Source organism: Chitiniphilus shinanonensis DSM 23277, assembly GCF_000374805.1.
Classification (GTDB): domain Bacteria; phylum Pseudomonadota; class Gammaproteobacteria; order Burkholderiales; family Chitinibacteraceae; genus Chitiniphilus; species Chitiniphilus shinanonensis.
Genome location: NZ_KB895337.1, coordinates 34,317 through 52,617 on the forward strand (window position 1 = coordinate 34,317; position 18,301 = coordinate 52,617).

General features: G+C 67.4%; 17 protein-coding genes and 1 riboswitch. Of the genes, 13 read left to right on the forward strand and 4 right to left on the reverse strand.

The features are described from left to right. Positions 1 to 97 precede the first annotated feature (97 nt). A complete protein-coding gene (locus C556_RS0105105; RefSeq protein ID WP_018747154.1) occupies positions 98 to 1,261 on the reverse strand; it encodes an iron-containing alcohol dehydrogenase in 1,164 nt (387 codons plus the stop codon). Between the two features lie 565 nt (positions 1,262 to 1,826). Between C556_RS0105105 and agaR the strand changes: the two genes are divergently transcribed. From agaR to nagA, 8 genes are all read left to right on the forward strand, one after another. Further along, entirely contained in the window at positions 1,827 to 2,597 is a 771-nt protein-coding gene (gene agaR, locus C556_RS0105110) for a transcriptional repressor AgaR (RefSeq protein WP_018747155.1), read from the forward strand. 17 nt (positions 2,598 to 2,614) lie between these two features. Beyond that, the gene (locus tag C556_RS19395) at positions 2,615 to 3,922 is read left to right on the forward strand and encodes a D-tagatose-bisphosphate aldolase, class II, non-catalytic subunit (protein ID WP_018747156.1); all 1,308 of its coding nucleotides are present in this window, start codon (positions 2,615 to 2,617) and stop codon (positions 3,920 to 3,922) included. Then, on the forward strand, positions 3,922 to 5,073 hold the full coding sequence (locus C556_RS0105120) for an SIS domain-containing protein (protein WP_018747157.1): 1,152 nt from the start codon (positions 3,922 to 3,924) through the stop codon (positions 5,071 to 5,073). The genes C556_RS19395 and C556_RS0105120 overlap by 1 nt, the downstream gene beginning before the upstream one ends. 115 nt (positions 5,074 to 5,188) lie before the next feature. Continuing rightward, positions 5,189 to 5,662, forward strand: a complete 474-nt coding sequence (agaV, locus tag C556_RS0105125) for a PTS N-acetylgalactosamine transporter subunit IIB (RefSeq protein ID WP_018747158.1) — start codon at positions 5,189 to 5,191, stop codon at positions 5,660 to 5,662. Positions 5,663 to 5,681: 19 nt separating this feature from the next. Continuing rightward, complete coding sequence (gene agaW, locus C556_RS0105130) at positions 5,682 to 6,455, forward strand: PTS N-acetylgalactosamine transporter subunit IIC (RefSeq protein WP_026262821.1); 774 nt, start codon at positions 5,682 to 5,684, stop codon at positions 6,453 to 6,455. Then, positions 6,445 to 7,338 (forward strand): PTS system mannose/fructose/sorbose family transporter subunit IID, encoded by an 894-nt coding sequence (locus tag C556_RS0105135; RefSeq protein ID WP_018747160.1) that lies wholly within the window; start codon positions 6,445 to 6,447, stop codon positions 7,336 to 7,338. The genes agaW and C556_RS0105135 overlap by 11 nt, the downstream gene beginning before the upstream one ends. Before the next feature lie 198 nt (positions 7,339 to 7,536). Continuing rightward, positions 7,537 to 7,968: a PTS galactosamine/N-acetylgalactosamine transporter subunit IIA gene (gene agaF, locus C556_RS0105140; RefSeq protein ID WP_018747161.1), complete on the forward strand. Its 432-nt coding sequence runs from the start codon at positions 7,537 to 7,539 to the stop codon at positions 7,966 to 7,968. Between the two features lie 34 nt (positions 7,969 to 8,002). Then, entirely contained in the window at positions 8,003 to 9,166 is a 1,164-nt protein-coding gene (gene nagA / locus C556_RS0105145) for an N-acetylglucosamine-6-phosphate deacetylase (protein WP_018747162.1), read from the forward strand. A gap of 256 nt (positions 9,167 to 9,422) precedes the next feature. Here the strand turns inward: nagA and C556_RS0105150 are convergent, their stop codons facing one another. Continuing rightward, positions 9,423 to 10,094 carry an MmcQ/YjbR family DNA-binding protein gene (locus tag C556_RS0105150; RefSeq protein ID WP_018747163.1) on the reverse strand — a complete coding sequence of 224 codons (672 nt, stop codon included), beginning with the start codon at positions 10,092 to 10,094 and terminating at the stop codon, positions 9,423 to 9,425. A 341-nt stretch (positions 10,095 to 10,435) separates the two neighbouring features. On the opposite strand from C556_RS0105150, the gene C556_RS0105155 reads away from it, so the two are divergent. Beyond that, the gene (locus C556_RS0105155; RefSeq protein WP_026262822.1) at positions 10,436 to 10,900 is read left to right on the forward strand and encodes an ASCH domain-containing protein; all 465 of its coding nucleotides are present in this window, start codon (positions 10,436 to 10,438) and stop codon (positions 10,898 to 10,900) included. A 288-nt stretch (positions 10,901 to 11,188) separates the two neighbouring features. On the opposite strand, the gene ahcY is transcribed toward C556_RS0105155, so the two are convergent. Both ahcY and paeA read right to left on the reverse strand, forming a co-directional pair. After that, the gene (gene ahcY, locus C556_RS0105160; RefSeq protein ID WP_018747165.1) at positions 11,189 to 12,589 is read right to left on the reverse strand and encodes an adenosylhomocysteinase; all 1,401 of its coding nucleotides are present in this window, start codon (positions 12,587 to 12,589) and stop codon (positions 11,189 to 11,191) included. A 251-nt stretch (positions 12,590 to 12,840) separates the two neighbouring features. Then, positions 12,841 to 12,934, reverse strand: a riboswitch (S-adenosyl-L-homocysteine riboswitch). 16 nt (positions 12,935 to 12,950) lie between these two features. Beyond that, the gene (gene paeA, locus C556_RS0105165; protein WP_018747166.1) at positions 12,951 to 14,279 is read right to left on the reverse strand and encodes a polyamine export protein PaeA; all 1,329 of its coding nucleotides are present in this window, start codon (positions 14,277 to 14,279) and stop codon (positions 12,951 to 12,953) included. A gap of 312 nt (positions 14,280 to 14,591) precedes the next feature. Between paeA and C556_RS19400 the strand changes: the two genes are divergently transcribed. The 4 genes from C556_RS19400 to C556_RS0105185 all read left to right on the forward strand — a co-directional run bounded on the left by C556_RS19400 (position 14,592) and on the right by C556_RS0105185 (position 18,256). Further along, on the forward strand, positions 14,592 to 15,221 hold the full coding sequence (locus C556_RS19400; RefSeq protein WP_018747167.1) for a lipid-binding SYLF domain-containing protein: 630 nt from the start codon (positions 14,592 to 14,594) through the stop codon (positions 15,219 to 15,221). Positions 15,222 to 15,472: 251 nt separating this feature from the next. Beyond that, entirely contained in the window at positions 15,473 to 16,408 is a 936-nt protein-coding gene (mnmL, locus tag C556_RS0105175; RefSeq protein ID WP_018747168.1) for a tRNA modification radical SAM protein MnmL/YtqA, read from the forward strand. 160 nt (positions 16,409 to 16,568) lie between these two features. Further along, a complete protein-coding gene (locus C556_RS0105180; protein ID WP_018747169.1) occupies positions 16,569 to 17,402 on the forward strand; it encodes an NADPH-dependent oxidoreductase in 834 nt (277 codons plus the stop codon). A 53-nt stretch (positions 17,403 to 17,455) separates the two neighbouring features. Next, the gene (locus tag C556_RS0105185; RefSeq protein ID WP_018747170.1) at positions 17,456 to 18,256 is read left to right on the forward strand and encodes a class I SAM-dependent methyltransferase; all 801 of its coding nucleotides are present in this window, start codon (positions 17,456 to 17,458) and stop codon (positions 18,254 to 18,256) included. The last annotated feature ends 45 nt before the right edge of the window (positions 18,257 to 18,301 follow it).

Sequence of the window (18,301 nt, forward strand, 5' to 3'; positions counted from 1 at the left end):
GTTCACTTCCCCTCCCGTTTTCAGATTTCCCTCGGTGAATCTCCGTGTTCTCCGTGCCCTCTGTGGTTCAAGATGTGGGGTTTCGCCTTTCAACCCCCTAAGCCGCCGCCAGCACCATCGCGCGGCAATCGGCCGGGGTGATGTCGCCGTGTTCGCCCAGCTTGAGGCGCTGGTGACGGGTCAGCTGCATTTCCACGCCGGCGGCGGCCGCGGCGGCGTCGTTGATGCCGTAGCCGGACAGCCGGGTCGGCAGGCCCACCGCTTCGAAGAACTCGCGCGTCTGCTGGATCGCCTTGCGCGCCACCGTGTCGTCGTCGCCGTCCAGTTGCCACACGCGGCGGCCGTACTGCGCCAGCTTGGCGCGCTTGGCGTCGAGCTTGTACTGCAACAGGCTGGGCAGGGCGATCGCCAGCGTCTGCGCGTGGTCCAGGCCGTAGAGCACGGTCAGCTCGTGGCCGATGGCGTGCGAGGCCCAGTCCAGCGGCTGGCCCAGCGGCACCAGCCCGAACATCGCCTGGTTGGCGGCCCACATCAGGTTGGCCTGCGCGTCGTAATCCTGCTGGTTCTGACGCAGCAGCGGCGCCACTTCCACCAGCGTGGACAGGATGCCCTCCGCCAGCCGGTCCTGCACTCGCGCCTCGGCCGGGTAGGTAAGGTACTGCTCGGTGGTGTGGACGAAGGCATCGACCAGCCCATTGCCCAGTTGCCGCGGTGGCAGCGTGCCGATCACCGTCGGGTCGAGCACGCTGAAGCGCGGGAACACGGCCGGGTTCTTGAACGACAGCTTGTCCTGCGTCTCGCGCCGGGTGATCACGCCGGTGAAGTTGGCTTCGGAGCCGGTGGCCGGCAGCGTCAGCACGCACCCGATCGGCAGCGCGCGGTGCAACGGCGTCTTGTTACCCACGATCAGCCACGGATCGATGCCGGCATCCAGCGCCAGCGCCGCGGCGATGAACTTGCTGCCGTCCAGCACCGAGCCGCCGCCCACGCCCAGCACCCAGTCCACGCCGTGTTCCCGGCCCAGCGCCACCGCGCGCAGCAGCGTCTCGAATTCGGGATTGGCCTCGACCCCGGCGAACTCCACCACCGGGCGGCTGCCCAGCGCCGCCATCACCTGCGCATGCACGCCGTTGCGCTTGATGCTGCCGCCGCCGTAGACCAGCAGCACGCGCGCGTCTTTGGGGATCTCGCTGTCCAGCTGGGCGATCTGGCCCTTGCCGAAGTGCAGACGGATGGGATTGTGGAAGGTGAAGTTCTTCATGGGGTGACTCCTGGGAGCGGGCGGTGCGCGAAGCGGCCGGGCCCGCGACGAAAACGACACCGCCGCCGGCCATTGCCGGGGCCGGCGGCGCCGGAACATGCGGCTAGTCTATTGGCTTTTTTTCGTGACTGCCCGCGCCGCGGTAAATATTGCCATTTATCGGAAAAGATCGAAAGGAAAATGCCCTTCGTTCTTTTGTTCAATTTTTCTTTCGCTTGTCATATCGGCATTGGATCGCATTGCAGCAATCGGTAGTTTTATTTCAAAAAAGGGAATTATAGATCAGGGAATTCCCTTGTTTAGTTGTTTTTGAAAATAAAAAATCAATGATAAACAGTATGTTGCATGTTTTTCGACTAAACGGAATTCCAGGTAGTTTTACAAGACGATGCGCCTGTGTGGCCACGTCGATGCGCCGGAAACTGAAAAATATCCGGTAAACAAAGTCGAAAGTCCTTGCATTGACCGGCTTTTGTTTCCGTCCCTAAAGTGCGTCCAGCAAACCGCCCCTCGCTGGCCAATTCGAGCTGGCATTGCGGCGGATTGGCAAACAACGGGGACAGCAATGGATCGCGTACAGCAAAGACGTCAGCGCATCGTCCAGTACCTGCGGGAACAGGACAATTGCCATGTCGGCGGCCTGGCCAAGGCGCTCGACGTTTCCACCGTCACCATCCGCACCGACCTCGACTACCTGGAGCAGAGCGGCTGCATCACCCGCTCCTACGGCAAGGCGGTGCTCAACCCGCACTTCGCCTTCGAGCTGGATTTCCGCGAGAAGGAAAAGGTGCGCAGCGAAGCCAAGCAGTTGATCGGTCGCGCCGCTGCGCAACTGGTGAATGACGGCGACGCGCTGATCATCGATTCCGGCTCCACCGTGGGTTTCGTGCCGCGCTACGTGGATCCGGGCAAGCGCTGCACGCTGATGACCAACGCCCTCAACCTCGCCAACGAGTTGGTGGGCGACACCCGCTTCGAACTGATGATGACCGGCGGCACCCTGCGCGCCGATTCGTACTCGCTGTGCGGCCCCATCGCCGAGCAGGCGGTGCGGCTGCATCACTTCGACACGCTGTTCATCGGTGCCGACGGCATCGACCTCAAGGCCGGCGTCACCACCACCAACGACCAGGACGCCCAGCTCAACCGGGCGATGCTCGAAGTCGCCGACAAGGTGGTGCTGCTGGCGGATTCCAGCAAGTTCGGCCGGCGCGGCTTCTGCGTGATCTGTTCCCTGCCCCAGGTGCACACCCTCATCACCGACCGGGGCATTTCCGATGAATACCGACGTGCGCTGACGCTGTCCGGCGTCAACGTCATCGTGGCCGACGAATAAACATAGGAGTCCTCGTCATGAGCCTGTTGCTCGACATCATCCGCCATCACAAAGCCGGCCACGCCACCGGCATCTATTCCGTCTGCTCGGCGCACCCGCTGGTGCTGGAAGCCGCCCTGCGCCAGGGCCTGGAGGACGACAGCCCGATCCTGATCGAGGCCACCTCCAACCAGGTCAACCAGTTCGGCGGCTACACCGGGATGAAACCGGCCGACTTCCGCGACTTCGTGTCCGGGCTGGCGGACAAGACCGGCTTTGCCCGTGACCGGCTGATCCTGGGCGGTGACCATCTCGGCCCCAATGTGTGGAAGAAGGCGCCCGCCACCGAGGCGATGGCGCTGGCCGGCGACATGGTGCGCGAATACGTGCGGGCCGGGTTCCGCAAGATCCACCTCGATTGCTCGATGTCATGCGCCGGCGATCCGCTGCCGCTGTCCGACGCCGTGGTGGCCGAGCGCGCCGCGCAGCTGTGCCGCATCTGCGAGGACACCTGGCGCGAAGTCGGCGGCGATGCGCCGGTCTACGTGATCGGCACCGAAGTGCCGGTGCCCGGCGGCGCCAACGAGGAACTGGGCGAACTGGAAGTGACCTCGCCCGAGGCCGCGCGCCAGACGCTGGCGGTGCACCGCGAGGTGTTCGCCGCCGCCGGGCTGGCGGATGCCTTCGAGCGCGCCATCGCCATGGTGGTGCAGCCCGGCGTCGAGTTCGACCACCACAAGGTGGTGGCGTACCAACCGGCCAAGGCCACCGCGCTCAGCGCCTTCATCGTCGGCGAGCCGCTGGTGTACGAAGCGCACTCCACCGACTACCAGAGCGAAACCGCGCTGACCGAGCTGGTGCGCGACCACTTCGCCATCCTCAAGGTGGGACCGGGCCTGACCTTCGCCATGCGCGAGGCGCTGTACGCACTGGACCAGATCGAGCGCGAGACCATCGGCGAATTCGGCGCGTCGCACCTCAAGGACACCCTCACCCAGGTGATGCAGGAAGAACCCGACTACTGGCTGCCGTACTACAGCCAGCCCGGCCACCAGCAATACCTGGATCGCAACTACAGCTTCTCCGACCGCATCCGCTACTACTGGCCGCATCCCAAGGTGGTGGCCGCGCAGCAGACCCTGTTCGCCAACCTGGCGCGCCAGCCGCTGCTGATGACCCTGGTCAGCCAGTACCTGCCCGAACAGGCGCGCAAGGTGGCCGAAGGCCGGCTGCCCGCCAGCGCCGAGGCGCTGGTGATCGACAAGGTGATGGAGGTGACGCGCAGCTATGCCCGCGCCTGCGGCATGGCCGGCACCGCAGCCGCCCGGGAACGGAGGGTCGCGTGATGCGCTACCTCGACCGCACCGTCGATTGGCTGGCCGCGCACGGCGCCAGCCATACCGCCCGCGAAATCAGCCAGCAGCCCCGCCTGTGGCGCGAACTGGGCGGATCGCTGACCGCGCAGGAGCCGGATTGGGCGCCGTGGCTGCACGCCATCCTGAAGACCCCGCAGCTGCGCATCCTGCTGTGCGGCGCCGGCACCTCGGCCTTCGCCGGCCGCGCGCTGGCGCCGTTGCTGCGCGAACGCACCGGGCGCCGGGTGGAGGCCGTGGCCACCACCGACATCGTCGCCAACCCGAGAGCCTGGTTGGACCCGCGCCTGCCCACGCTGCTGGTGTCGTTCGCCCGTTCCGGCAACAGCCCGGAAAGCGTGGCGGCGGTGGAGCTGGCCGACCAGTTGCTGCCCGACTGCCATCACCTGGTGCTGACCTGCAACCCGGACGGCGCACTGGCGCAGCGGGCGCTGCGCGGCGAACGCACCTACGCGGTGCTGATGCCCGACGGCGCCAACGACCAGAGCTTCGCCATGACCTCCAGCTTCAGCTGCATGTACTTGGCGGCGCTGGCGCTGCTGGGCGGCTATCCGCTGGCCGAGGTGCGCAGCCGGACCGAGGCGGTGGCGGCGCTGTGCGAAGCCCGCCTGGCGCAGTGGCCGCATTTGGCCCGCGACCTGGCCGACCGTGGCCTGCGGCGCGTGGTCTACCTGGGCAGCGGCAGCCTGGCCGGCCTGGCCGAAGAGGCGGCGCTCAAGCTGCTGGAGCTGAGCGCCGGCCACCTCGCCACCCGCTTCGATACCCCCCTCGGCGTGCGTCACGGCCCCAAGTTCATGATCGACCGCGACACCTGCGTGGTGATGTTCCTGTCGTCCCAGCCCTACGTGCGGCGCTACGACGACGACTTCCACGCCGAACTGCTGCGCGACGGCATTGCGCGCCGGGTGATCGCGCTGCGCCCGGACGGCGACGACGCGCTGTCGGCGCCGCTGGCCGACGCCGACGACCTGTGGCTGGCGCTGCCGTACCTGTTGTTCGCCCAGCTGCTCGCTTTCGAATGCTCGCTGGCGCAGGGCCTCACCCCCGACAACCCGTGCCCGACCGGCGAGGTGAATCGCGTGGTGCAGGGCGTGACCATCCATCCCTGGGGCGCCCGACCATGAGCCCGCGATCCACCTTCGCCGATCGATGGCGCCCGGACGCCCGCCGTGTCCGGGGCGCCTGCGGCCCCACCGTCATCCGCCACCGCCCACCATGCGCCCCGCGCGGGAGAACACCATGCCGAACATCCTTCTGACCCGTATCGACAACCGCCTGGTGCACGGCCAGGTGGGCGTCACCTGGACCGGCAGCCTGGGTGCCAACCTGATCCTGGTCGCCAACGATCAGGTCGCCGCCGACCCGGTGCAGCAGAACCTGATGGACATGGTGGTGGCCGAGGGCGTGCAGACCCGCTACTTCAGCCTGGCCAAGACCATCGAGGTGATCCACAAGGCGGCGGACCGCCAGAAGATCCTGATCGTCTGCAAGACGCCGCAGGACGTGCTGACCCTGGTGCGGGGCGGCGTACCGATCACGTTTGTCAACGTCGGCAACATGCATTTCGCCGAAGGCAAACGCCAGATCCACAAGACGGTGTCGGTGGACGACGCCGATGTGGCGACGTTCCGCGAACTGACCGCGCTGGGCGTCACTTGCGAGATCCGCCGCGTCCCCGACGAGGCCGGCGAACTCGTTTCCAAGCTGATCTGACCTGGGAGGGGTAACAAAAATGTTAGTCGACGCGCTATTGATCGCGCTGCTGGCGGGCCTGGCGGGGGTGGACCTGTTCGACGGGTTGACCCACTTCCACCGCCCGGTGGTGCTCGGCCCGCTGGTGGGCCTGATTCTGGGGGACGTCCAGACCGGCCTGCTGGTCGGCGGCACGCTGGAGCTGGTGTGGATGGGCATGGTGCCGCTGGCCGGCGCCCAGCCCCCCAACGTGGTGATCGGCGGCGTGATCGGCACCGCCTTCGCCATCCTGACCAAGGCCGATCCCAAGGTGGCGATCGGGGTGGCGGTGCCGTTCTCGATCGCCGTGCAGGGCTGCATCACCGTCCTGTTCACCGTGTTCTCGCCGATGATGCACAAGTGCGACGAGATGGTGAAACGCGGCAACTGGCGCGGCGTGGAATACGTGAACTACCTGGGCATGGGCATCCTGTTCTGCTTCTACTTCATCGTCGCCTTCCTGCCGATCTACTTCGGCGCCGACGCCGCCGGCGCCATGGTCAAGGCCGCGCCGCAATGGGTGCTGGACGGCCTGTCGGTGGCCGGCGGCATGATGCCCGCCATCGGCTTCGCCCTGCTGATGAAGATCATGCTCAACAAAAACTACGTCGCGTATTTCATCCTGGGCTTCGTCGCCGTCACCTACCTCAAGCTGCCGATCCTGGCGATCGCCCTGGGCGCGCTGGCGATCGCGATGATCGACTTCTTCAACGGCAACCGCGCGCAACCGCAGCCGGCCGCCACCCGCGATGCGGAGGTGCAAGATGGCATTTAACGATTCCGACGCGGCCCTGGTCGCCAAGGCCGACCAGCGCATGGAACAGGCGCTGGCCACCCGCACCGTCGAACGCGACGACTACCTCGACACCACCCCGGCCGAGCCGCTGTCCAACCGCGACATCAACCGCATGGCGGTGCGCTCGCTGGCCTTGCAGGCCTCGTTCAACTACGAGCGGATGCAGGCCGGCGGCTGGCTGTACACGCTGATTCCGGCCCTGCGCAAGATCCACAAGAACCCGGAAGACCTGTCGAACTCGATGAAGATGCACCTCGAATTCATCAACGTGCACCCGTTCGACGTCACCTTCCTCTCCGGCCTGGTGCTGGCCATGGAGCAGAACAAGGAGAAGCTCTCCACCATCCGCGCGGTGAAGGTGGCGCTGATGGGGCCGCTGGGCGGCATCGGCGACGCCATGTTCTGGCTGACCTGGCTGCCGATCTGCGCCGGCATCGGCGCCGCGCTGGCGCTGGAGGGCAGCCTGTTCGGGCCCATCGTGTTCCTGCTGCTGTTCAACGCGCTGCACTTCGGCCTGCGTTTCGGCCTGGCCCACTACGGCTACCGCGCCGGCCTGGGCGCGATCAGCGCGCTCAAGAGCAGCACCAAAAAGATCTCCCACGCCGCGTCCATCGTCGGCATGACGGTGATCGGCGCGCTGGTGGCGTCCTACGTGCGGCTGAGCACCCCGCTGGAGATCCACGCCGGCCAGGCCAGGATCGCCTTGCAGGAAGGCGTGCTCGACAAGCTGATGCCCAACCTGCTGCCGCTGGCGTTCACCCTGGCGATGTACGGGCTGATGAAGAAAGGCTACTCCCCGGTGAAGCTGATCGCCCTGACCGTGCTGATCGGCCTGGCGGGCAAGTTCTTCGGGGTGCTGTGATCGTTTTGAACCCCACACCTTGAACCACAGAGGACACAGAGAGCACAGAGAACACCATGAGCAACGGCGGATCCCATACGTTGCTTGTAGGTTTTCTCCGTGACCCCTCCGTGTTCTCCGTGTCCTCTGTGGTTCAAGGTGTGGGGTTCCCCGGATTCGACTGACCGCGGCGCAAGGTCGCCGCAACGGAGCACAACCATGATTTCCCTGATCCTCACCGGCCACGGCCGCATCGCCAGCGGCATCCACCAGGCCATCGTCCAGGTGTTCGGCCCGCAGGACGCGCTGCACGTGATCGACTTCCCCGAAGGCGTCGGCACCGCCGAGCTGGAGCGGCAATTGAGCGAAGTGCTCGACCAATGCGACGGCGACGTGGTGTTCTTCACCGACCTGCTGGGCGGCTCGCCGTTTCGCCTGGCGTCCACCCTCGCCACCGAGCGCAGCGGCACCGAAGTGATTGCCGGCATGAACCTGGCCATGTTCGCCGAGATGCTGTTCGAGCGCGACAGCGTGACCGACGCCGCCGAATTCCGCGCCCGCGCCACCGAAGCCGGGCGCAGCGGCATCACCAGTCTGGCCGAGCGCCTGCTGCGCACCCGGCCGCAACTGGAAACCGCCAGCGGCCTGTGACACCCCGCCGCCGCGCCACCAAGGAGAGGCAATCATGACCGCCGACACCACGCCACAGCGCCTGAAAGCCGCGCGCGTGCTCACCACCCAGGGCTGGTTGGAACATGGCATCGTCCATGTCGACGACGCCGGCCGTATCGCCACCGTCACCCAGGGCGGCGGCTTCGACCGCGACCTGGGCGAGCACTGGCTGCTGCCCGCGCTGGTGGACAGCCACGTGCACGGCGCCGTGGGCTGCGACGTGATGGACGCCACCCACGACGCGCTCGACAGGATGTCCGCCCACTTCGCACAGCATGGCGTCGGTGCCTTCGCCGCCACCACCGTCACCGCCCCGGTGCCCGCCATCGAAGCCGCCATCGCCCAGGTGCGCGACAGCCTGCGCCATGGCGTGAGCGGCGCCGAAATCGTCGGCACCTACCTGGAAGGCCCGTACTTCACCGCCAAGTGCTGCGGCGCCCACCCGGTGCCGCTGATGCGGCCCATCGACCTGGCAGAGATCGAGCGCTGGCATGCGCTGGCCGAAGGCACGCTCAACACCGTTGCGCTCGCCGCCGAAAAACCCGGCGCCGACGCCGCCATCGCCTGGCTGCGCACCCATGGCGTGCGGGTGCTGATCGGCCATTCCGACGCCAGCTACGACGAAACCGTCGCCGCCATGCTGGCCGGCGCGCGCGGCGTGGTGCACTGCTACAACGGCATGCGCGGCCTGCACCACCGCGACCCCGGCGTGGTCGGCGCCGGCCTCACCCGCCCCGAGGCCGACGTCGAACTGATCGCCGACGGCCACCACGTACACCACGCCGCCGCGCAGATCGCCCTGCGCTGCGCCGGCGAGGAACGCCTGATCCTGATCACCGACGCCATGCGCGCCACCGGCATGCCCGACGGCCCCTACCGCCTGGGCGAACTGACAGTGCAGATGCACGGCGGCGTGGTCCGCACCGAAGCCGGCGGCCTGGCCGGCAGCACCCTGCACCTGCTCGACGCCGTCCAGCACGCCATGCGCTGGTTCGGCCTGCCGCTGGAACGCGCCTGGGCCCTGGCCAGCCGCAACCCCGCCCGCGCCCTGCGCCGCCCCGACCTGGGCGGCATCGCCCCAGGGCAGACGGCCAGCCTGGTGGCGCTGACGCCGGAGCTGGCGGTGAAGGGAACGTGGGTGAATGGGAGGGGGGTGTTTGAGGCGGATGGAGTGTGAAACGAATGCGAGGGCTGGAGTGCGTTGCTGCCCGCGCGTTGCGGCCCTGCGTGACTACCGGCGTGGTTGCTGACCGGACTGTTGAGTTGGGCTTGCCGCGCATCCCGCACGCCCCACATTCGGGCTGCGCCTGCCACACGCGTCCCGATCGCTTTCTCGACATCTGCGATTACGCCGCCGTAACTGCCAACCACCCCGATAGTTGCGATGACTCCTCATCGCGCAACTTGAAGAGGAAATCAGACAACCAGCCCCTTCACCCCCTCGCCAGCACAAAACTCTCATCAATCCGCCTCAGGACTTCTTCTATCGGCACCGAGCCATCCAGGCAAATCGTCAGCCAGTGTTTCTTGTTCATATGGAACCCGGGGAAATATTTTTCTCCATCCACCAAGGCTTCGATGTCTTCCGGTGTGGCTCTCAAATCGATGATGTCGATGGTGGCGTCTTCGTCCAGACCCAGTTTCTTCTTCTGTAATACCAGGAGCGCGGCGTACCACTTTGCGTTGTCCTTCCGCCGGAAAATTGCGTTCTCCGGGAATTTCTGCCACAGGAATTGCAGTTCGTCCTGATACGTTTCCCGAACGTAGCGGATGACCTGTTTTGCATATTCGCTCTTGAAAACATCCCGCTCGAAGCAGGCTTCGACGATCCGGTCGAGGACGCCCTGGTATTCCTCCCGCACCTTGCCCACGAAGGCGCCGGTCGCGTCGGATACGCGGTGGAGCACGTAAGGCTCCTGGGATGCGTTGTCCAGCACCTCCGCCGATATCTTTCCGTCCCTGGCGATGGTGACGGTCATCTCAAACTGGCCATCCAGCAAATCCGTCGAATAGGTGTGGCCCGATCCGGTGGGGACGAAGCCGAAAGGGGCGAGCCGGGTGGGGTTCAGTTTTCGATTTTTGAACAGGTGGTCGATGTCTTTCATTGTCGTGGATTCCGGTGAGCGATCCATCGCCAGTATGGCCGGCGGCGAGGCGGAGCCTGCGGGCGGAACAGGCGGCTAGCCATTCGGTCCGCGAGGCGCATCGGGTCATGATTCCATCGATGAGCAGCGGGCCATATCGGGATAGTCCGACTCTGTTTTGGGCTTGGCGGGATTCGCGGACGGGCGAGCGCCGTCCGGTCGAGCTACGGGCCGGGCCTGTTGTCCGGCATGGTCAGGTCGGCAAGCCGGGCATGGTCGACGCCTGGGTAACATGCGTGACGGTATGTAAACTGCGCCGCGATGCCCGATCCCGTGGCAGTACCGGAGACGAGATGGACCCCATGACCCCCACCCAACGTGCGTACTGGCAGGCGTTCCTGCGCGATACCGGCCGCCCGCAGGATACTGCGTGCTATGGCTGCGACGTCATCGGCGACACCCGCGAGTTGATCCTGGCGCTGATGGCGCTGATCCTGCCGGGCAGGAAGCGCGCGACCACTTCGTGTGTCGCGGAATACGAAACCAGCGGCGAAGCGCCGCCCCAGGTCGGCAGCCTGACAATCCTCACCGATTTCGATGGCAACCCGGTCTGCGTGATCGAAACCACCGCCATCACCACGCTGCGCTTTTGCGACATGACGTTCGACCTCTGCCAGCGCGAAGGCGAGGACGATTGCCTCGAAAGCTGGGTGAAGAACCACCTCGCCTTCTTCACCCGCGACGCCGCCGCCAAAGGCTACCCCTTCACCCCGGAAAGCTTGGTGCTGTTCGAGGACTTCGAAGTCGTCTATCCGCGCGCCGGCTAGTCCAAAAAAAAAAAGCGCCTCCCGATCAGGAGGCGCTTTTTGCAGGCCGAAATGCTGCTGGCTGAAGCAGGAGCCAACAAGCCAGCACTCAGCCAACCCAACAGCCCCAAACCACACCCACAACCCCCTCGCGCCCCAAGGCGCGGCTCCCTCGCGGCGGCGAGGGCGGGGGGAGTAGGGGTCAATTAGGTACCTATCGGATTGAGCGGGGATGCCCCACTCAACCCAACACCAGCCCGGCTCCGCCGGGCGCCAGCTCATGACCAGCACCCAGCCAACCCCCACCGCTCAATACCGATAGTGCGCGGGCTTGTAGGGCCCTTCCTTCGGCACGCCGATATAGGCGGCCTGCTGGTCGGTCAGGGTGGTCAGCTTGGCGCCGATCTTCTTCAGGTGCAGCCGCGCCACCATTTCGTCCAGGTGCTTGGGCAGCACGTACACGCCCACCGGGTACTCGCTGCGCTTGGTGAACAGCTCGATCTGCGCCAGCGTCTGGTTGGCGAACGAGTTCGACATCACGAAGCTGGGGTGGCCGGTGGCGCAGCCCAGGTTCACCAGGCGGCCTTCGGCCAGCAGGATGATGCGCTTGCCGTCCGGGAAGGCGATGTGGTCCACCTGCGGCTTGATGTTGTCCCAGTCGTACTGGCGCAGGCTGGCCACTTCGATCTCGCTGTCGAAGTGCCCGATGTTGCAGACGATGGCGTTGTGGCGCATCGCCTTCATGTGGTCGTGGGTGATCACCGAGACGTTGCCGGTGGTGGTGACGAAGATGTCGCCCTGGCTGGCCACGTCGTCCATGGTCACCACGCGGTAGCCTTCCATGGCCGCCTGCAAGGCGCAGATCGGGTCGATCTCGGTGACCCAAACGGTGGCGCCCAGGCCGCGCAGGCTCTGCGCGCAGCCCTTGCCCACGTCGCCGTAACCCAGCACCACGGCGACCTTGCCGGCGATCATCACGTCGGTGGCGCGCTTGATGCCGTCCACCAGACTTTCGCGGCAGCCGTACAGGTTGTCGAACTTGGACTTGGTCACCGAGTCGTTGACGTTGATCGCCGGGAACGCCAGCTTGCCCTGTTCGTGCATCTGGTACAGGCGATGCACGCCGGTGGTGGTTTCCTCGGTCACGCCCTGGATCTGCGCCAGGCGGGTGGAATACCACGTCGGGTCCTTGGCCAGCTGGGCCTTGATCGCGGCGTAGAGCACGGTTTCTTCTTCGTTGGTCGGGTTGTCGACCACGCTGAGATCCTGCTCGGCGCGGGCGCCCAGGTGCAGCAGCAGCGTGGCGTCGCCGCCGTCGTCCAGGATCATGTTGGCGTAGCGGTTGTCGCCCCACTCGAAGATGCGGTGGGTGAACTGCCAGTATTCCTCCAGCGATTCGCCCTTGTAGGCGAACACGGGGATGTTGGCGGCGGCGATGGCGGCCGCGGCGTGGTCCTGGGTGGAGAAGATGTTGCACGATGCCCAGCGCACTTCGGCGCCCAGGGCCACCAGCGTTTCGATCAGCACGCCGGTCTGGATCGTCATGTGCAGGCTGCCGGCGATGCGCGCGCCCTTCAGCGGCTGGCGCGCGGCGTATTCGTCGCGCACGGCCATCAGGCCCGGCATTTCGGTTTCGGCGATGTTCAGTTCCTTGCGGCCCCAGGCGGCAAGGGATAGGTCGGCAACCTGGAAGTCTTTGAATTCGGCCACGGTGATGCTCCATGTGTGGCCGGGAAGGGCGCTTGCGCGGTCGGATTCGACGCTGCTCACCTGTGCGCCCCGTGCCCGGCACGGGTTTCCGGGCCGCTGACCAAGCCCTGCTGGGAACGGCGCATCGCCCTTCCGGGCGTGGCGCGGACAGCTTGGTCCACGCGCCTTGCCAGCATCGTTGCATCGGGTTTGGTCAGCGGCCCGTCGATTCGCCCGCGACGCGCGTTGCGCGGCTTCGCTGGCGATTCACGGTCAGGTGAGCGTCGTTGGACGGCGCGGCTGGTTGGCCTTGCCGGATCCGAGCCTGGGGCGGCGGGTAGCCGCCTCGCAACGCTCCTCGGAGAGCCGCAATGATAGCGAATCAGTCCTGGCTTGCCGAGTCCGGCGCCGGCAGCGGCTCGCGGGTGACCATCACCTGGTCCACCCGCAGGTGGTCCACGTCCACCACCTCGAAGCGGTAGCCGGCCAGGTGCACCGTCTCGGCCTTGCGCGGCAGCTTCTTCAGCGACCACATCATCAGCCCGGCCACGGTTTCGTAGCTTTCCTCGTGCGGCAGTTCGTCCAGACCCAGCACCTTGCGCAGGTCGTCCACCGGGGTGGAGCCGTCCACCAGCCACGAGTTGGCGTCGCGCTGCACGATCAGCTCGTCGCCCGGCGGCGCGCCGGCGCCGATCAGGTGGCCGGTGACGTCGGCCAGCGTGATCACGCCGACCACCAGCGCGTATTCGTTGACCACCAGCGCAAAATCCTCGCGCGCCTCGCGGAAGCGGTCGAGCATCTCGGCCAGCGACAGCGTGTCCGGCACCGCCAGCAGGCGCTCGCTGGTGGCCTGCTTCAGCCCGGCCAGCAGGCTGCCGCCGCGCTCGTGGTGCAGCGAGCGCGCCAGCAGCAGTTTCACCGCCACGTAGGCATAGGCGCTGTCGATGCCGTCGCGGCACAGCGGGTACTTGCCGTGCGGCGCGGCGGCGATCTTGGCGCGCAGCGTCGCCTCGTCGTCGTCCTCGCGGAAGAAGGTGACCTGCTCGCGCGGGGTCATGGCGCTGGTCACGTAGCGCTCGCCCAGCTCGAACACGTTCTCGATCACGTGATGCTCGGTGCGCGCCACCGTGCCGGCCGCCGCGCCGGCCTCGATCACCGCCACGATCTCGTCGGCGGTCATCGATTCGTCGCGCCGCGTCGGCAGCTTGAACAGCCGCAGCACGGTGTTGGCCACGCCGTCGAACAGCAGCACCAGCGGCCGCAGCGCCCAGGTGCAGGCCAGCATCGGCCGCACGATGGCCACCGCGCAGCGTTCCGGCGCCAGCATCGCCAGGCGCTTGGGGATCAGGTCGGCAAACTGGATGAACAGCCCGGTGGTGACCAGGAAGGTGAGCAGGAAGCCCAGGTTGGCCGCCAGCGCGCCGTCGGGAAAGTAGCCCGCCAGCCAGGCGGTGGCGCGGGCCGAGAAGGTGGCCTCGCCGACCAGGCCGCCCAGAATCGACACCGCGTTCACGCCGATCTGCACCACGGTGAAGAAGTCGCCGGGCCGCGCCTGCAACGCGATCACCCGCGCCGCGTCGGCGTCGCCGTCCTCCGCCATGCGTTGCAGGCGGAAGCGCCGCGCCGCCGCCAGCGAAATTTCGGAAATCGAGAAAAACGCGCTGGCGGCGATCAGCAGCGCCAGCACCAGCAAACCGTTGCTCAAGGTCATCGGGACATCCTTTGCGCGGCGCTCAAGCCGGCCGCGCGGTTACGGGGCGGGCGCGCCGCCGGGCGCGTGTTCCGCCGTGGTGCCCGCCCCGACGCCGACCCGGAACGTGGCACCTGTTGCACGGGACGACGTTCATCCTGTGCTCCTGTCTGTTTTAACGCATCGCCACCGGAACGGCCGCCCACACTGGGTTGACCATGGCGCGCGCTTTCCGCCGACCTCCTACGGCGTTGAGCGGGCTTGTCCTACATCGCGGCCTCAGCCCGCGGCGTAACGTTCATGGGTGGTCTTCCATCTCAAAGGATAAACATCATGTTCAAGAAAACGTTGATTGCCACGGGTGCCCTGGCGCTCGTGCTGGGCATGCAGGCCCAGGCCGACAATGTTGCACCGGAAAAGGCCGACGGTTCCCATAACAAGGACCCGCAAGTCGAACAGGCCAAGAAGACTCCGGCCGAACGCCGCGCCGGCATCCGCAAGATGGCCCAGGAAAGCCTGAACGAGATCTACAACAAGTATCCGGAAGCGAAGGACCAGATCGCCAAGGCCGCGGGCTACGCCGTGTTCAATACCGGCAGCGTGCAGGTGATCTTCCTCGGCGCCGGCGGCGGCGACGGCGTGGCCGTGCGCAACGGCAAGGAAACCTTCATGAAGGTGGCGCAGGCCAAGGCCGGCCTGGGCCTGGGCGCCAAGAACTCGCGCCTGGTGCTGGTGTTCACCGACAAGGCCGCCTTCGACAAGTTCGTGAACAAGGGCTGGGCCTTCGAGGGCCAGGCCACCGCCGCGGCCAAGGCCGGCGATACCGGCGGCGGCATTGCCGGCGCCACGCTGATCGCGCCCAAGGTGTACGGCTACCAGTTCACCGAGAACGGCCTGACCGCCGAAGCCACCGTGGCGGCGGGCAAGTACTACAAGGACAAGGAACTGAACCAGGGCAAGTAAGCGCGACCAACAGGACGCTCCTGGCGGCACCGGGCTGAACTTGCAGTACGCCTTGTTCCCCGTCTTGCCAGAGCCGCTACGCTGGGTCTTGTTCGCCGCGCCCGTTCCGTTCCGCGCCGGGACGTACGTTCCCCGGCCAGGCAGCCCCCGGTCATCCGCCGGGGGCTCGCCGTTTCCGCATGGCCTGCCTTGCGACAAACCGCACCCGTCTGCCGCGCGCTACCGTGGCGCTTTCCCGCCGCGAGCCGCTCATGCAACTCCAGCAGCGCATCAACATGTTCGGCCCCGACCTGCAACGGCGCCATGGCCAGAAAGTGCACAAGCTGGCGCTGCACGGCGATTTCACCTGCCCCAACCGCGACGGCACGCTGGGCCACGGCGGCTGCACCTTCTGCAACGTCGGCTCCTTCGCCGACGAAGCCACCCGCCACCAGGACATCGCCACCCAGCTCGACCAGCAGATGCGCAAGGTGGACCGCGCGCGGCGCTACCTGGCGTACTTCCAGGCCTACACCAGCACCTACGCCGAGGTGGTGCAGCTGCGCGAGATGTACCAGGCCGCGCTGGCGCGCGCCGACATCGTCGGCCTGTGCGTCGGCACCCGGCCCGACTGCGTGCCGCCGGCAGTGCTCGACCTGCTGGCCGGCTACCGCGAACAGGGCTACGAAGTGTGGCTGGAACTGGGTCTGCAAAGCGCCAACGACCACACGCTGCGCAAGATCAATCGCGGCCACGACTTCGCCAGCTACCGCCGCACCGCGCTGGCCGCCCGCGCGCTGGGGCTGAAGGTGTGCGCGCACCTGATCGTCGGCCTGCCCAGCGAAACCCACGGCCACGTGCTGGAGACGCTGGGCGCCGTGCTCGCCACCGGCGTCGATGGCCTCAAGCTGCATCCGCTGATGGTGGTGCAGGGCAGCACGCTGGAGCGGGTCTGGCAGCGCGGCCGCATCGCCCCGCTGGCGCTGGACGACTACGCCCGCACCGCCGGCGAACTGATCCGCCACACCCCGCCCGAAGTGGTGTTCCACCGCATCTCCGCCACCGCGCGCCGGCCCACCCTGCTGGCGCCGGCGTGGTGCGAGAACCACTGGCTGGGCATGCAGGCCGTCGAGCGCTATCTGATCGAGCACGGCGGCCAGGGCAGCGCGGTGGGCGCGGCGTGGGAGGCCGGGCTGGCGGCGGGGTGAGCGCCCCGCCGATTGCTGGCCGCGCAGCGGATTGCTGCGCGCGCTGCTGAAAACACAGCAGCATCGGTCCGGCCGCGCCAGCCGCGGCGCGGGGGCGCGGGGTGGTACGGCGTTTGCTCGGAGGATGCCTTCCGCATCCGCCCACCAACGAGAGCCGCCCATGGGAAACCCCGCCGATTTCGATCCGCTGCTGCTGGCCAACCGTCGCTACGGTCGCGACGAGTTGCGCGCGCTGCCCGGCTTCAACGCCACCCTCGCCACGCAGTTGAACCACCGCTCGGTGCGCGCCTTCACGCCCGAGCCGCTGGCCGACGGCACGCTGGAGCTGCTGCTCGCCGCCGCGCAGTCGGCGCCCAGCTCGTCCAACCTCCAGGTGTGGAGCGCGGTGGCGGTGCAGGAACCGGCGCGCAAGGCGCGGCTGGCGGCGCTGGCCAATCACCAGGCGCAGATCGTCGAGGCGCCGTTGCTGCTGGTGTTCCTGGCCGACCTGTCGCGGCTGCGGCGGGTGGCCGACGGGCAGGGCGAGGCGCTGGCCGGCGCCGATTACCTCGACACCGCGCTGATGGGCTTCATCGACGCCGCGCTGGCGGCGCAGAACGTGGTCACCGCCGCCGAATCGCTGGGGCTGGGCACCGTCTACATCGGCGCGCTGCGCAACCGCCCCGAGGAAGTGGCCGCCGAACTCGGCCTGCCGCCGCAGGTGTCGCCGGCCTTCGGCCTGGTGGTGGGCCACCCCGACCCGGCTCGCCCGACCGCCGTCAAGCCGCGCCTGCCGCAACGCGCGGTGCTGCATCACGAGCAATATTCCAGCGCGCCCGAGGCGGCGGCCGTGGCCGAGTACGACGACATCCTCCAGCACTTCCAGGCCACCCAGGACCTGCCGCAGCAGCCGTGGAGCCGCCAGGCCGTGGCGCGGTTGCGTGGGCCCGAATCGCTGTCCGGCCGTCATCGCCTGCGCGAGGCGCTGACGCAGCTGGGCTTCGGCCTGATCTGACCGCGCCCGGCGGCCAGCCCGCCGTGGCCATCCCTTTTTCCCGGAGCACTGCCATGCCCAGCCTTACCCTCGACACGCCCGAACTGGCGGAGCAATACGATCAGGTCAGCGACCTGCAATACGAACACGGCCAGTACCTGCTGCGCGGGCTGGCGCTCAAGCCTGGCGAGGCGCTGCTCGACGTCGGCAGCGGCACCGGCCGGCTGGCCGAGTACGCCGCGCGCCACTACGTGGGCGCGCAGGGACGGGTGGTCGGCGTCGATCCGCTGCCGCTGCGCATCGAGATCGCGCGCCGCCGCCAGTTGCCGCAGCTGTCGTTCGCCGTGGCGCGCGGCGAGGATCTGGGCCGCTTCGCCGACGGCGAATTCGACGCCGTGCTGCTCAACAGCGTCTACCACTGGCTGCCGGACAAGGCGCCGGTGCTGGCCGAGGTGTTCCGCGTGCTCAAGCCGGGCGGGCGCGTCGCCATCAGCACCGCCAGCCGCGAGCGGCCGCATGACATCCAGCAGGTGCTGGCGCGGGTGCTGGCCCGCGCCGGCCTGGGCCGCGCCACCTCGTCCGGCAGCACGTCGTTCCGGGTCAGCCACGCCGAGCTGGCGCGGCAGCTGGAGGACGGCGGCTTCTTCATCGACGAGATCCGCCTGCGGCGCTTCCCCGACCATTTCCCCAACGTCGACGCGGTGCTGGCGTTCAGCAGCGCCAGCTCGTTCGGCAACTTCCTGGGCGACTTCGTCCCCGAGGTGCGCGAACGGCTGCTGCCGGCGCTGCGCCACGAGCTGGAATCGCTGGCGACGCCGAGCGGCGTGCTGCTGCATCGCAATCTGCATTTCGCGCTGGCGCGCCGGCCGGCGTAGGCCGAGGCGCCAGCGGATTTGTCGTTTCCCTCCAACCGAACCCCA